Raw genomic sequence first — 15094 nt, forward strand, 5'->3', positions numbered from 1 at the left:
CAGACGCCCATGACCAAAATCCCCGTCCATCTCGATATCAACGGCCAGCGTCACGAGTTGCAGCTCGAACCGCGCGTCACGCTGCTCGATGCCTTGCGCGAGCGGCTCGGCCTGACCGGCACCAAGAAAGGCTGCGACCATGGCCAGTGCGGCGCCTGCACCGTGCACATGGACGGCGAGCGAGTGCTGGCGTGCCTGACGCTTGCCGCGCAAGCCGAAGGCCGCACCATCACCACCATAGAGGGGCTTGCACGGGAGGGTGACCTGCATCCCGTGCAGGCTGCCTTCCTCGAGCAGGACGCCTTCCAGTGCGGCTATTGCACATCAGGCCAGATCATGTCGGCGGTCGCCTGTATCCGCGAAGGCCGTGCCGGCTCGGATGAGGAAATCCGCGAATACATGGCCGGCAATCTCTGCCGCTGCGGCGCCTATCCGCACATTGTCGCCGCCGTGCGCCAGGCGGCCCAGGAGTTCACATCGTGAGGGACTTTTCCTATCTGCGCGCCACATCGACCGACGCCGCACGCCAGGCGGCCGCGCTGCCCGGCGCCATGCTGCTCGCCGGCGGCACCACGCTGATCGACCTCGCCAAATGCGGCGTCGCCGAGCCTGAGACGCTGGTCGACATCACCCATCTCGAAGGGCTCGACCGGATCGACGTGAACGAGCAAGGCGCCACCATCGGCGCGCTCGCCAGAATGAGCCATGTCGCCGACCATGCCGACATCAAGAGCCGCTTCCCCGCCATCTCGGAAGCGCTCTGGCAGGCGGCATCCGCCCAGATCCGCAACATGGCGACCATCGGCGGCAATCTGATGCAGCGCACGCGCTGCCCCTATTTCCGCGACCCCGCGAATTTCTCGGCCTGCAACAAGCGTGAGCCGGGCAGCGGCTGTTCGGCCATTGGCGGCGTCACCAGGGGACACGCCGTGCTCGGCACCAGCGAAACCTGCATCGCCATGTATCCCGGCGACCTCGCCACCGCTTTGGTCGCCTTCGACGCTGTCGTTCATCTCGGCGAGCGCAAGCTTCTGGTGGATGACTTCTTCCTGCTGCCCGGCACCACGCCGGACAGGGAACACGCCATCGAACCGGGCGAGATGATAACCGCCATCGAAATCCCCGGCTCCGCCGCCGCCCGCCGTTCGACCTATCTGAAGATCCGCGACCGGCAGTCCTATGAATTCGCGGCGGCAAGTGCGGCGGTCGGCATCGAATTCGAGGCCGATGGCCGCACCATCCGCGACCTGCGTGTCGCGCTCGGCGGCATCGCCACCAAACCGTGGCGTGCGCGGGCCGTCGAAGAGGCTTTGAGGGGCAAGGTGCTGGAGTCGGAAACCGTCCGCGCCGCCAGCCTGCTCGCCGTCGAAGGCGCCGTCGACCATGGCGCCAACCACTACAAGATCGAGCTCGCGCCGCGCGTCGTCGCCAGGGCCATCCTCAAATTGGGAGAGACGGCATGACCGTTCACAACATCAGAGTTGGTGAATCAAAACGGGGCGACGCCTCCGACGGCGCGCTGACGGAAGCCCTTGGCGGCCGGCTGTCGCGCGTCGACGGCCCGGCCAAGATAACGGGTGCGGCGAAATACGCCGTCGAGCAGCAGCTCGAAGGCCTCGCCTATGCCGTGCTGGTCGAAAGCACGATCGCGTCAGGCAAGGTGCGCGCGATCGATGCCACGAAAGCTCAGGCAGCGCCCGGCGTGCTGCAAGTGCTCACCCCTGACACCATCATCAGCCTCAAAACCGCATCGGACTGGCTTGGCACGCCGCCGCCCGACAAGCCCTATTGCCCGCTGGCCCGCGACATCACCTTCTCCGGCCAGCATATCGCGGCTGTCGTGGCCGAGACCTTCGAGCAGGCGGTGGCCGCGGTGGCACTGGTCAAGGTCAGCTATGACGAGACGCCTGCCATCGTCGATCTCAGCGACGGCAAGGCCGGCGACGGCATTCCGATCGACGCCATGACCAAGGAATGGGGCGATGCGCCGGCCGCCTTCGCCGCTGCGCCGGTGCGCATTTGCGCCGCCTACAACACGCCGCGCGAATACCAGGCGCCGATGGAGCCGCATGGCCTGGTCGCGCGCTGGGAAGGCGATCATCTGACCGTCTGGGAGCCGAGCCAATGGCTCGACGGCATGGCCCGCACCTATGCCGAATGGTTTGAAGTGCCATTCGAGAATGTGCGGCTGGTCTCGCCCTATGTCGGCGGCGGCTTCGGCTCCAAGGCGCTGGCGCTCAGCCACGGCGCGGTGGCCGCGAGTGCCGCCAAAATGCTGAGCCGGCCGGTGAAGCTGGTGATGACGCGGCCGCAGACCTTCACCGGCTATGGCGGCCGCGCCGCGACGCGCCAGACGGTGACGATCGGCGCCGACCGTGACGGCATGATCCAGTCGATCGTGCATCGCGGCGTCAATGAAACCTCGATCGACGGCATGTGGGTCGAGCCACTGGGCTCGGTCACCTCGATCATGTACGCGACGCCGAATTTTTCGTCGAAGCAGAATGTCGTGCGGGTGAACTCGGTAGTGCCGGGCGCCATGCGCGCGCCGGGCGAAAACCCGTCGGCCTTCGGCATCGAAAGCGCCATCGACGAGCTCGCCTACGAGGTCGGCATCGATCCGCTGGAGATCCGGCTGCGCAACTATGCCGAACAGGATCCGCACGCCAAAAAAGCCTGGTCGACCAGGCAGTTGCGCGAGGCTTTTGCCGCGGGCGCCGAGCGCTTCGGCTGGTCCAGGCGTTCGCCAGAGCCGCGCTCGATGCGCGATGGCAACCAGCTGATCGGCTGGGGCGTGGCGGCCGGCACCTATCCGGTGCGGCGCGCCTATGGCGAGGCTGTCGTGCGCATCCTCGCCGACGGTTCGGTCGAGGTCGAAAGCTCCTCGATCGACATGGGCCAGGGCACCTACACCATCCTGGCGCAGACCGCCGCCGAGACGGTCGGCGTGCCGGCCGATGACGTGGTGGTGAAGCTTGGCGATTCCCGCTTTGCCCGCGCCGGCGTCAGTGGCGGCTCGCGGCTGGCCGGCGTGATGACGGGAGCCGTCTACAAGGCCGCGACCTCGGCGCTCGATCAGCTGGTGGGCTTGGCGATCAACGATCCGCGCTCGCCCTTCCACGCGCTGCAGGCCAACACTTTGGTGGTCGCCAATGGCCGCATCGGCTCGCCGCGCGGCGATGGCCCCGATGTCTCGATCGCCGAACTGCTCAAGAGCGTCGGCCGCGACCGCATAGAAGCCACCGGCGACACCATGCCGGCCAATTCGACGGCCGAGGACCGCTACAAGAACTACACCACAATCGCCATGGCGCTGCCGCACACCGAGGGCGACTATTCGCGCCACTCCTGGTGCGCGCATTTCGTCGAGGTGCGCGTCGATGAGGATTTCGGGACGGTGCGCGTATCGCGCGTGGTGTCGGCGCTGGATTCGGGTCGGCTCTACAACCCCAAGCTCGCCGAAAGCCAGTGGAAGGGCGGCATCATCATGGGCATCGGCCAGGCGTTGCTCGAGGAAGGCCTCATGGATCGCCGCCATGGCCGCATCGTCAACAACAACCTCGCCGACTATCTCGTGCCGACCAATGCCGACATCCCGGATATCGAGGTGATCTCGGTCGGCATTCCCGATCCGCATTCCTCGGCGCTCGGCGGCAAGGGTGTGGGTGAGCTTGGCATAGTCGGTGTCGCCCCCGCGATCGCCAACGCGGTGTTCCACGCGACGGGAAAGAGGGTGCGCGATCTGCCGATCACGCTGGAGAAGTTGATCTAGCTAGGGAGCAATTCCAGGAAAGTGGGAGCGGTTTTCAAGGGAAAAGCGCATAGCGCTTTCCCTTGGGAATTACGTCCAAACACAATTGTATTCCGTGACCCGCTCCTAGCAAAGTTCCGGTTAATGGCGAGGACAGGAGTGGCGTGATACGCCCAGTAACATGGGCAGCACTTTGATGAAGAGTGATCGTATCGTCAGACCAGCCAAACGCATGCATCAATCGACCAGTGCCGGAAGGCGGAGCCCTGCAGAGACCTTGGTGTGCTCCACGTGGAGCCCGGACCGCCGCAGTGTTGGGAAAAGTTGCTGTATAATCCATCACACTTTCGAGAGAAAACGGGTTATCGGCCTAAGTATCGAAGATTCTTCTTGACTCTACAAAAATAGAGATGCCCGATAAGGCAGGACGGGGGAATAGAAAATGTTGCCGCTCACGCATCTTAAAAGATGCCGAGGCGCAGCCGTTAGAGTCACGCGCGCGTTTTCGGCGTTTTGTCTTGCAACAATTGTCGGTTTTTTTGCCATCTTGGCAACAGGCTGTACGCCTTTTCTTCAAGGCCCACAGCGCCTTTACGATATTGGCACTGAGTCGGCTCAGATAAAATCTCAAATCGGGCCACCCGACTTCAGTTATTACAAGTCGAGATCATTGGAGGAGCGACGCGCCTACCGAAATAATTATATAACTGTTAGAATGTATGCGATCGACCTCGCATACACTGACTATGAGACGTCCCTGACCGCGGGCCGTCAGGGTGCCGCTTTTCTTGCCACGACGGCAAACATCGCCCTGAATACGACGTCGACACTGGTATCTCCTCCTGGTACAAAAGATATTCTATCCGGCGTTGCAGCTGGTTTGACTGGAGCAAAATCGGCATACAACGATGAAGTTCTCTTAAAAAGCACGATACAGCTGCTTCAGACTCAGATGAGAACAAATCGGGCGATAGTCGCCTCGCGTATTTTGAAGCGGCTTGGCGACGACGACGCCTCTTATCCACTCGCCTTGGCGCTTTCAGATCTTGAAGACTACTACCGCGCAGGAACACTGACCGGCGCCATGATCAAGGCACAGGCAGGTGTAAGCGCCGATGAGCAAGCGGCGCAAGCCGCCAAGCAAAGTGTTATTTCCTACAATGTGAGCACCAGCCCGGGGCAAGTTGCGTTGGCGAATGCGCTGACAGCCGGCGGGCAAGTTGATCGCGCGCTTTTGGCGCGCGTGGAAGCCAAATCGAACGGGGTGACCGTCGGAAGGTTAGTCACCGATCCTCAATATGCGAGCTTGGCTGACAAGATTGCCAGAGATCTTGGATACCTCAAGTAGAAGGACTGAGGGCATCATGAAGACTCCTGTGGTTGTTCACAATCTGACTGCGGCGCAGGCGCAGCAGATGAAGCTGCTTTTCGAGATCGACGCGTCCGTCGTCCTGGTGCCGGACGAGGATGGCACATTCACGCTCGTGGCAACTTATCCAGACGATGCCGGCGAGATTCCAGCGCCCCCTCCGGCAGCGCCTCCGCCGCCACCCCCACCAGCAGCGCCTCCACCGGCGGCCAAACCTGCGGCGCCCCCGCCAACGGCGCCGGGTGGCCCCTCGCCCTTCGTCAATTCCCTGCTGGCTATTTGCTCGCAGGAATGGGGATATTTCGGCCGGCAGGAATACGACATCAACGGAACCGCCATAGTCGTCGGGCACAAGGAACAGCAGCCGGGTTACGCTTCGCGGATAGGGACATATTGGAAGGTCGGTACTAACACGGACGGCATTGACGGCACAAAGACCGACTGGCCTTGGTCGGCGGCCTTCATCTCATGGGCAATGAAGACTGCCGGCGCCGGTGACAGGTTCAGGTATTCGACCAAACATTCGGTCTACATAGCCCAGGCTATCCGTGACCGCATATCCGGTCGGCAGGAAGCTGGCTATTGGTGCCAGAGGTTGAATGAGTATCAGCCGCAGCCTGGTGATGTGATGTGCTGGGCGCGGGAGCCCGGCATCGACTACGACAATCAAAAACAGGGCTGGTACGACGGGCATTGCGACATCATTGTCCAGGTCACTAAAGACCACGTTTGGGTCATTGGCGGCAATATCGGGAACTCAGTAACCAAACGGCCATTCGCAAGGGGGGCGGATGGCTTCCTGTCTCCCATTGTCGTGAATGGAGAAAACCTGTTCGGCATCATGCAATGCCGCATCGACCAGGCTGCGAAAGCAGCAGGTGATGTTGGCCTGCCCGCCATGCAGGACGCAGCCGGGCAACACACGATAGCCTGGGGCAAGGTGCTGAGCCCGCAGCTCAAGAGCGCCGTCATCGGTCTCGCAACTAAGTTGGGTTGCGACCCAAGCCATTTGACCGCCTGCATGGCGTTCGAAACCGGAGAGACATTCTCGCCCACTAAGCAGAACCCGCTGAGCCAGGCTACGGGCCTCATCCAATTCATGCCCGCGACGGCTCTGTCGCTTGGAACTTCGATTAATCAGCTCCTAGGGATGAGCGCCGTTCAGCAAATGGCCTATGTCGAGAAGTATTTCCTGCCCTATGCGGGCCGTCTCAATGGTTTGTCTGATGTCTACATGGCCATACTTTGGCCCGCGGCTGTCGGAAAGAACGACGCGTCTGCCTTGTTTGTGCAAGGAACCAAATATTACTCGCAAAATTCCGGGCTAGACGTCAATAATGACGGCGTGGTGACCAAGGGAGAGGCTGCTTCGAAGCCACAGGGCAAACTCGACAAAGGTCTCATGCAGGGTCTGATCGGATAGCGTCTGACGGGGGTTCTGATGCCTACTTTCGTTGCCTTTACCGCGCAGGACAATGTTGGCTTGGACACGAAAGGTGCAGAAGCGGCTGGTCCGCCAGGCCAGGCTGCAGCCAGCAACGCCGGTGGTGAAACAATAGAAGGCGCCATCCAGCCAAATAATGTTCCAGCGGAGGCCGGTGGGGCAAGCATAAAGAACAGCGATGCTGGAATGGCGGCTAATGCTGGCTCAAGTGGCGCGAAAGCTGGAGATGCAGCAGGCAGCAATGGAGCCATCGAGACGTCGAGCAGCGCCGACAATGCGGCAGGCAGCACGAAAACGGTCGACCAAGGTATAGACCCGCCACAAGTTGAAACTAAGCCGGCCACAGACAATGAGGTTCTCCAGGCATTAAGGACGCGGGAGGACTTCCATTTCAAGGTCAGCACCGTAAAGTGGTTCGGAATTCTTTGCGCGGCCGTTATCGTGGCGATGATAGGGCTAGGCTTCCTTTATCTTGGTAAGATTGTCGATGCTTCCCAGGCACTTCAATCAGATATGAACTTCAGCAAGATCCTAGAGGTTTCTCCGACCGATTCGCAGGTGGTGTTGCTTGGGCTTGAGCATGACGGCCTCGGCATGCGCAACAAGCGATCGATCTCCGCGCTGTACATGCGGGTATATACGCAGTTTCTTGCCATCATTGCCGGAACGGTCCTGGCACTTCTAGGTGCCATTTTCGTGCTGGCGCGCGTCGACAGTGTGGAGACGCGCGGCAATGGCACCTGGGGCGGGATAACCCTCGCGCTTTCTTCAAGCTCGCCAGGGGTGGTCGTGGCAATTGTCGGTACACTTTTGGTGGGCGGCGTCGTCTACCTGACAAGTGACGCCGTCCAGGTAACCGACGCGCCGATATTTCTCACCCGAGGTACGTTGGATAGCGTTTCAACAGATAAAACCGCCGTCTCGTTGCCCTCGGATCAGCAGAGGAATGACCGTCTCAAGGACCTTAGATGAGGGAACACTGGCATGATACGAAAATTATTGATCGCATCGGTGATTATTGTGGTGAACCCAGTCTCGGCTTATGCGGACAAGTTGGACGATGCCTATAACCGCGGGTTTGAGGATGGTCATCAAAAGGGGTTCGACGAGGGTGTGAAGGCCGGCCGCGACCAGCAGACGGCGGAGTGGTTGAGCGGAGGCAAGACCTTGCTGAATGGACCTGATTTCAAGGCCATCATTGCGCCAAAGGCCGGAACAAACCTCCAAGTAGGCGAGGACAGCACCGTCGCCATCATCCCGAAGGATGCTGTTACTCAGTTCAAGGACAAGCTCGGCAAAGACTTTATATATGACAACAAAATACTGATGAACGACGCAGCCGCCCCTGCCCAATAGCGTTATGCTCCGCAATCAGTACAAAAGCGCAGCTTAGTCCCCATGATCGGATCAAGGGAGTCGCCTGCGTGATGCCGACATCCTCGACAGTAAGCGCCCTCCCGGATCTGCACTCCCTCGGCGCTCGGCGGCGAGGGTGTCGGTGAGCTAGGCATCGTCGGTGTCACGCTCGCGATTGCCGACGCGGTATTCCATGCGACAGGCAAGAGGATAAGGGACCTTCCGATCACGCTGGGAGAAGCTGATCTGAGGGGCGGGCCATCTCCTCCCGCGAGGGGGAGATGACCTAGCCCTACCACTCCAACCCGAACACCAGCTTGCCGAAATGCAGGCCGCCGGCGGCCATGCGGGTGTAGGCTTCGGCCGCCTCGTCAGGTGAAAACACCTTGTCGACGACCGGCTCGATCCCGGCAGCGCCGATGGCGCGGGCGGCATCGCGAAGGTCGGACACCGACCCGGTGTTGTTGCCGATCACCTTCAGCGCCTTGATGATGATCGGCAGCAGGTTGACCGTGGCCTCGGCGCCGGTGACGAAACCGATGGTGAACAGCGTGCCGCCGGGCGCGGTGGCGTTGATGGCGCGCGCGAAGGTGGCGGTGCCGCCGGTCTCGACGACGAGGTCGGCGCCGAGCCCGCCGGTCAGTTCCAGCACCTTGCCGTCCCAGTCCGGTGTCGCGCGGTAGTTGATGAGATGATCGGCGCCCAGCGCCTTGGCCCGCTCCAGCTTCTCGTCCGACGACGAGGTGATGATGACGGTGGCGCCGGCGACTTTCGCCAGCTGCAGGGTGAAGATCGAGACGTTGCCGGTGCCGAGCAGCACGACCACCGAACCCGGCCCGATATTGGCGGCGCGGATGGCGTTCCATGCGGTGGTGCCGGCGATCGGCAATGTCGAGGCCGCCTCGAAGGAGAGATGCGCCGGGACCGGCACGATCGAATTGGCCGGCAGCGCGACATATTCGGCCAGCGACCCCGGCAGCGAGATGCCGCGCATCTGCGTCATCTCATGGGGCCGCGGCCGGCCGCCGATCCAGCGCGGCTTGGCATGGGCGACGACGCGATCGCCCGTGCTGAAATTCGCAACGCCCTCGCCCAGCGCGACGATCTCGCCGGCGCCGTCGGCGACGGGGATGAGCGGAAAGCTGGGACCTGGATAATTGCCGCTCGCCACCGCGACATCGACGAAATTGAGGCTTGCCGCACGCTGGCGGATCAGCACTTCGCCGCGCTGCGGTTCGGGGGTGGCGACAGTGGCGGCGCGGAAGGCGTCGAGCCTGGGTTGGCTCAGTTCGATGGCTTTCATGGTTTCACTCCGGTTGGATGATTGATGGTTGAGTGAACCTATCTGCTGCGCTATTCTTGGATAATCGCTCCATTTTGAATTTGAGTAATGCGAAACGCGCAGCAATCCCACGAACCGGCGGCGCTTGCCGAAATGGCGGCCTTCGCGGCCATCGCCGAGGCGCGCTCCTTCACCAGGGCGGCGGCGCGTGTCGGGCGCGACGCGACCATCCTGTCGCGGCGCCTGCAATCGCTGGAGGAGCGGCTGGGGGTCAGGCTGCTGCATCGCACGACGCGCAGCGTGTCGCTGACCGAGGCGGGCGCCGAATTCCTGCTGCGCGTGCGCGCCATCCTCGCCTCCGTCGACGAGGCCGAGGCCGCCGCGTCGGCGCATGCCGGCGGCGGCCCCCGCGGCCTGCTGAGGCTGGCGCTGCCTGGCACGTTCGGGCGCATGTGGATCGGACCGCTGCTGCCGCAATTCCTTGCCGAATTTCCCGATATCCGCATCGAAGCCGAATTCTCCAACCGTTTCGTCGATCTGGTCGCCGAGAATTTCGACGTCGCCGTGCGGCTCGGCGCGCTGGAGGATTCGCGCCTTGTGGCACGCAAGGTGGCGACGCGGCGCCGGCTGCTGTGCGCCGCCCCCGCCTATCTCGCCCGAACCGGCAGGCCGCGGACACCGCAGGCGCTGCTCGAACATTCCTGCCTGGGCTTCAGCGGCTTCCAGACCTTTCCGGTCTGGGAGATGACCGACCGCGAGGGCCGGCGCGCGCGCGTCGAGGTTTCAGGGCCGTTGGTCAGCGACGATGCCGAGGTGTTGGTCGAGGCCGCCGTGCAGGGCCTCGGCCTGATGATGAGCACCGACTGGCTGATCGGCCGCGAACTCGCCGACGGACGGCTGGTGCCTGTCCTGGAGGAGTGGACGCTGGCCGACGAAGGCGCGGTCTATGTCGTCGTGCCCTCGGCCAAGGGACAAGCCGCCAAGACCCGCGCCTTCGCCGACTGGATCAGCAAGCGCTTCGCGCCGGAGCCGCCGTGGCGGGTGTGAAGGTGCTGATCTCCCCCCTTGAGGGGGGAGATTACGCACTCTTCCCCTGCCCGTTCATGAACTGGCTGAGCAGATCCACCGGCAGCGGGAACACCACAGTGGACGAGCGCTCGCCGGCGATGTCGTGCAGGGCCTCGAAATAGCGCAGTTGCATGGCCTGCGGTTCGGCCGCCAGCATGCGGCCCGCCTCGACCAGTTTCGCCGCCGCCTGCTGTTCGCCATCGGCGTTGATCACCTTGGCGCGCCGCAGCCGCTCGGCCTCGGCCTGCTTGGCGATGGCGCGGATCATGCTTTCGTTCAGGTCGACATGCTTGATCTCGACATTGGAAACCTTGATGCCCCAGGCATCGGTGCGCTGGTCGAGTATCTCCTGGATGTCGCTGTTGAGCTTGTCGCGCTCGGCCAGCATCTCGTCGAGCTCGTGCTTGCCGAGCACCGAGCGCAGCTGGCGCGACATAGCCGATGACGGACACCGGCGAAGCCAGGATGTGGTGCTTTGGCGAAGTCCAATGGGCAGCCGACGTCAGCGATTTGCAGACGTGGCCAGGCACGCAATCTTCCCTCTCGAGGGGAAAATCCGCGGCTTCGGCGGTCAGAATTTATAGGCGATGCCGATGCGGATATCGTGCGTCGTCAGTTCGATGGCATCCGAATTGAAGGGAGCCCCATCGAAAGTCGAGTGGCGCACGGAGGTGTGGCGGCCGAAATCGGCAAACCGGTATTCGCCGCGGACCAGCCAATTGTCGGTGACCGCATATTCCGCGCCGGCGCCCAGCGTATAGCCCGCTATCGTACCCTTGGCGTCGGCATAGGCAACGCCGCTGGGAAGATCCACCGTGGCGTGCTTGTAGGACCCCACTGCCAGGCCTGCGGTAACAAACGGCAGCCACCGATCCATCGCGTAGCCGGCCCGCAGGCGAACGGATCCGACGGAATCCAGCTTCAGCACGCCGCCAAAGGTAGGATCATCGACGCCGAGGGCTCGATACAGCGTGGTGTCCTTCACCCTTGCGAAGCTGTAGTCACCCTCGACGCCAAGAACCAGCCCGCCCTCGAACTGATGGTTGAAGCCGGCATACAGGCCGCCAAACCCGCCAGACGGACTGTAAGCCCAGCCGTAGTCGTCGAAGCTGCCCGGCGCGAAGGTCTGCCCGACCCGCGCGTTTCCCCAGGCATAGCCGGCTTGCGCGCCGATATAGGCGCCGGACCAGGTGTAGGTGGCGGCAACCGGCATGACCTCATTGCTATCCGCCGCGCAAGCCGTGGCGATCGGTGCAAGGATTAGGGCCGTCGCGAGAAGAATGGTTTTCATCGTTTGTCTGCTGTTCCGAAATATTGCGTTTCCCCGCGCGGCAAAGGCGCGCGGGGGTGTTCGGCCTGGCGGCTCAGAACTTGTAGCTGAGGCCGACCCGCACATCGTGCGTCCGCAGATCGACATGCGTTTCCGTGAGCAGACCGGCTGCTATCGAGAGGTCCTTGCTGCCGAAGTCGGAGTAGCGATATTCGGCCCGCGCGATCCACCGGTCGGTGAAGGCGTGCTCGATGCCGGCGCCAACGGTCCAGCCGACATGGGTCTCATCATGGAATGGTATTTGGATGGCGCCGCTGCTGCCAATCGCAGTCACTTCATACTTTGCCGCGGCCACGCCGGCAGCGATGTAGGGCAAAGTCCGATCGAAAGCGTAGCCCGCTCGCAGCCGCGCCGCGCCCGACCACTTAAGTTCGCTCTTAAGCAATGTGCTGAAACCACCGCCACTAGCATCGAGGGGCGTTATCGCGTCGGCATTGCTGTAGGCAATGTCAGCCTCGGCGCCGATCACGAAACGGTTCTCCATCTGGTAATTGGCGCCGATATGAATGCCGCCAATAAAACCGTCTGGATCGAGGGGAAGGTTAAGGTCCGAGGCCCCACCGAAGCCGCCGCCGGCGACGAAGAAATTGGATTTTCCGGCCATGTAACCGATGTCGACGCCGGCATAGAGGCCGGACCAGTCGTAGCCGGAAACTGGCGAAACCTCATTGATATCAGCCGCGCACGCCATGCCGATCGGCGCGAGGATGAAGGCCGTAGCGAGTAGGATCGTTTTCATTGTTTGTCTGCCGCCCCAGGGGTTGTGGTTCCCCGCCGCGAAAAATGCTCCGCGGCGATCGAGCACCCGGTGTTGCATTGTCCGCCGGCCGCGTCTTGGGCTGGGCCGCACTGGAATTGTCCTGGAACGCGCCGCTGCACTTTCCCGAGCGCTGTGGCCGATCAGCCGCAGCCAATCGGCGCGTCAGCAAGCTGCCGATTCCCCGGCAAGGCGGAGATTGGCAACCTCAGCCGGCCCGCACTATGATCCAGGAGCCGCAACGGGCGTGCCAATATCCGAAATGAGTTTGACCAGATCGGCCTGGCGGCGCGTGCCGGTCTTGGCGAAGATGCGGTTGAGGTGGGTCTTCAGCGTGTTCTCGCCGATGCCGAGCGACAAGGCGCTTCTGGACGCCGGCAAGCCGCTGCCGATGCGCAGCAGAACCCGCGCCTCCGCCGGCGTGAGATCGAACAGCGTGGTCAGAACGGCCTCCGGCAGTGGCGAAGAGGATGTCGTGGTCGAGACGAAGACAGCGGCACAGGCGGGCCGGAAAGCCGCGCGCGCTGTGCCCTCGGTCAATGGCAGCACATAGGCGACGGCGGGCGGCTGACCCGGGGCCGAAATCGGCAGGCCGATGCCGCGTGACCCAAGCGAGCCGTCCGCGTCCGCGGCGCCGGCGATCGCTTCCAGCAGGGCGCGGGCGACCGCGGGGTTCTCCGTCTGGAGCACGCCGTTCCTGGAAAGTATCGGACCATGCCCCGAGAGCATCAGCTCGGCGGCTCCATTGGCATGGAGGATCGCGCCGTTGGCGCCGGTCAGAACGACAGGGACGGCCAGATGGTCGAGCGCCGCGCGATAAAGATTGGCGGCCACGCGGGCCTGATCGAGCAGATCGCCGATCAGCGAGGCACGGCGCAGATGCGGCGACAGCAATGCCAGGAACCGCTGCTCCTCGGCCGAAATCACCTCCCTGCTCGCCCGCGTGGTGCAACCCATGAGCCCGATACGGTCCGGTGTATGAACGAATTTGGTGATGCAGCCTTCACGCAATCCCTGCGGTTTGGCCCAATTCTGAAAAAACGGCGTCCGCTGAAGATCGGCTTCGCTCATATGCGACAGTGTCGCGACGGGCGTGTCGATATCGCCGACGACCGCGGCCTTCAATCCGGGAATCGCGTCGAAGTCATAATCTTCCTGGAGCACGCGCATCTGCTCGGGATTCCAGGGCGATTGGGCCGCGAAGCGGCCATGATTGCCGGCGGTGCTGGCAAGCGCGATGGTGGTATAGGCCGCGTCCATGGTTTCGGTGATGCGGATCATCACCCCGGTCCACCCGTCGGGGTTCAGCACGCAATCATAGATATCGCCGACAATCGAAAGAAGGACTTCGCTGCTAAGCCTTTCCACCGTTTCTCCTACATCCCGGCATGCCCACCTCTCGCATGAGGGATGGCGGGCACGAGATGAAACCAGCAATTCTGAGCGGCGGGGTCGGCGCAAGGACGCCAATCCCACCTGGACGATTTTGCTGGCGTCATACTTTCGGGTGACGCCAAGCGTGGTTGAGCTCGACTAAGGGTTCAACTCGATCCGTTGAACGCTTGGCGACCTATGTCGCTGGTTATTCCCGGAATGGAAAGCGCCGCGTTCGATTTTTTTGAGACTGCGGGTTCAGCGGGGGCGCTTCCTTGTCACGAAAGACGGTGTTTTCATCGGTTGATTTGCCGGAGCATCTTGGCGCTTCGATCGCGGCTTCGAAAGGCAGTTCTTCCGAAAGGCCGTATTCCTCTGAGGGATGCTTGCACAGGATTATCTACAATTCCAGCGACCTGATCGGCGGCGAACAAATCCAGAAAGAGCAATGGATCTCATCGCTGACATCCGGTTATGCCCGTCTGCGTGCAGATCCGGCCATCGGCAGGTCGTTCGAAGGCGAGCTGAGGATTGTTCGAGCTCGCGACGTTTCGGTCGGTACGATCCACGGCACTGTCAAATCGATATCGAGAACCACTGAAGACATTGCGGCCCAGGGCACCAACAATGTCGTGTTGCTTCTCAATGCCGGACACTCCCCGCTCAGCGTTGACCAGTCGGGAAGGAGCGTCGACCTCAGTCAAGGCGCGTCCGTTCTTGTCGAGCAGAGCGCTCCCTCAATCATCCGTGTGAGCGACGGGCAATGCTGCCTGATCGCCGTGCAGACCGATCGAGAACGCGTGCGTGAGCGATATGCGGGGTTTGAGGATCGCCTGATGACCGTCGTGTCTGGCTCCATGATGATCAACGCCCTTGTTCGTGCCTATGTCGGTGTTCTGGCCGATGAGAAAGAAGCCGAGTCTCAACCGACCATGCAGTTCGTGGCCGATCATATTGCCGATCTGATCGCCGCCACCGCTTCCATTGCCGCACCTGTGACGGCGCACGACAACGCGGATGCGCGAGGTCTACGTGCGGTACGCACGCAGGCGATTCTGACTAGAATTCGCGGAGGCTTCGCCAATCCCGGCATCTCCGCGCAAGGCGTGGCCAAAGAGCTCGGGCTGTCGGCGCGCTATGTCCAGGACCTGCTCCAGGAGACAGGCATCAGCTTCTCCGAACGTGTTCTCGAACAGCGCCTGCAGGGAGCACGCAAGATGCTCTCGCAACGGCACAATGACGCCATGCGCATCAGCGAAATCGCGCTGATGAACGGGTTCAGCGATGTGTCCTACTTCAACCGCTGTTTCCGCCGCCGCTTCGGCCAAACGCCGACAAGCGTGCGATAGATCCGGAAGGTTCC

14 protein-coding genes and 1 pseudogene are annotated in these 15094 nt (G+C 62.3%); 10 read left to right on the forward strand and 5 right to left on the reverse strand.

All coding sequences use genetic code 11. The annotated features are described in order from the left end of the window. Nucleotides 1-9 precede the first annotated feature (9 nt). From AC1DPX_RS12460 to AC1DPX_RS12495, 8 genes and pseudogenes are all read left to right on the forward strand, one after another. Nucleotides 10-483: a (2Fe-2S)-binding protein gene (locus AC1DPX_RS12460; RefSeq protein WP_477236941.1), complete on the forward strand. Its 474-nt coding sequence runs from the start codon at nt 10-12 to the stop codon at nt 481-483. Then, nucleotides 480-1463, forward strand: a complete 984-nt coding sequence (locus AC1DPX_RS12465) for an FAD binding domain-containing protein (RefSeq protein ID WP_477236943.1) — start codon at nt 480-482, stop codon at nt 1461-1463. The genes AC1DPX_RS12460 and AC1DPX_RS12465 overlap by 4 nt, the downstream gene beginning before the upstream one ends. Beyond that, nucleotides 1460-3772 (forward strand): xanthine dehydrogenase family protein molybdopterin-binding subunit, encoded by a 2313-nt coding sequence (locus AC1DPX_RS12470; protein ID WP_477236945.1) that lies wholly within the window; start codon nt 1460-1462, stop codon nt 3770-3772. The genes AC1DPX_RS12465 and AC1DPX_RS12470 overlap by 4 nt, the downstream gene beginning before the upstream one ends. Before the next feature lie 421 nt (nt 3773-4193). Then, entirely contained in the window at nt 4194-5099 is a 906-nt protein-coding gene (locus AC1DPX_RS12475) for a hypothetical protein (RefSeq protein WP_477236947.1), read from the forward strand. Nucleotides 5100-5115: 16 nt separating this feature from the next. Beyond that, the gene (locus AC1DPX_RS12480; RefSeq protein WP_477236949.1) at nt 5116-6543 is read left to right on the forward strand and encodes a DUF2272 domain-containing protein; all 1428 of its coding nucleotides are present in this window, start codon (nt 5116-5118) and stop codon (nt 6541-6543) included. A gap of 18 nt (nt 6544-6561) precedes the next feature. Further along, a complete protein-coding gene (locus tag AC1DPX_RS12485; RefSeq protein WP_477236951.1) occupies nt 6562-7536 on the forward strand; it encodes a hypothetical protein in 975 nt (324 codons plus the stop codon). 12 nt (nt 7537-7548) lie between these two features. After that, nucleotides 7549-7920, forward strand: coding sequence for a hypothetical protein (locus AC1DPX_RS12490; protein WP_477236953.1), 372 nt, complete (start codon nt 7549-7551; stop codon nt 7918-7920). A 98-nt stretch (nt 7921-8018) separates the two neighbouring features. Next, a pseudogene (locus AC1DPX_RS12495) lies at nt 8019-8205 on the forward strand (hypothetical protein); the annotation flags it as partial. Between the two features lie 7 nt (nt 8206-8212). Here the strand turns inward: AC1DPX_RS12495 and AC1DPX_RS12500 are convergent. Then, on the reverse strand, nt 8213-9223 hold the full coding sequence (locus AC1DPX_RS12500; RefSeq protein ID WP_477236955.1) for a zinc-dependent alcohol dehydrogenase family protein: 1011 nt from the start codon (nt 9221-9223) through the stop codon (nt 8213-8215). A gap of 87 nt (nt 9224-9310) precedes the next feature. Between AC1DPX_RS12500 and AC1DPX_RS12505 the strand changes: the two genes are divergently transcribed. After that, a complete protein-coding gene (locus AC1DPX_RS12505; RefSeq protein WP_477236957.1) occupies nt 9311-10249 on the forward strand; it encodes a LysR family transcriptional regulator in 939 nt (312 codons plus the stop codon). 31 nt (nt 10250-10280) lie between these two features. On the opposite strand, the gene AC1DPX_RS12510 is transcribed toward AC1DPX_RS12505, so the two are convergent. From AC1DPX_RS12510 to AC1DPX_RS12525, 4 genes are all read right to left on the reverse strand, one after another. After that, on the reverse strand, nt 10281-10706 hold the full coding sequence (locus tag AC1DPX_RS12510; RefSeq protein WP_477236959.1) for an SPFH domain-containing protein: 426 nt from the start codon (nt 10704-10706) through the stop codon (nt 10281-10283). A gap of 135 nt (nt 10707-10841) precedes the next feature. Beyond that, on the reverse strand, nt 10842-11561 hold the full coding sequence (locus tag AC1DPX_RS12515; protein WP_477236961.1) for an outer membrane protein: 720 nt from the start codon (nt 11559-11561) through the stop codon (nt 10842-10844). Between the two features lie 73 nt (nt 11562-11634). Beyond that, nucleotides 11635-12339, reverse strand: coding sequence for an outer membrane protein (locus AC1DPX_RS12520; RefSeq protein ID WP_202358754.1), 705 nt, complete (start codon nt 12337-12339; stop codon nt 11635-11637). Nucleotides 12340-12579: 240 nt separating this feature from the next. Then, nucleotides 12580-13725 (reverse strand): helix-turn-helix transcriptional regulator, encoded by a 1146-nt coding sequence (locus tag AC1DPX_RS12525; RefSeq protein WP_202358753.1) that lies wholly within the window; start codon nt 13723-13725, stop codon nt 12580-12582. A gap of 281 nt (nt 13726-14006) precedes the next feature. Between AC1DPX_RS12525 and AC1DPX_RS12530 the strand changes: the two genes are divergently transcribed. Beyond that, the gene (locus tag AC1DPX_RS12530) at nt 14007-15080 is read left to right on the forward strand and encodes an AraC family transcriptional regulator (protein ID WP_477236963.1); all 1074 of its coding nucleotides are present in this window, start codon (nt 14007-14009) and stop codon (nt 15078-15080) included. The last annotated feature ends 14 nt before the right edge of the window (nt 15081-15094 follow it).

The sequence above is a fragment of the Mesorhizobium sp. 01N446 genome (assembly GCF_056399285.1).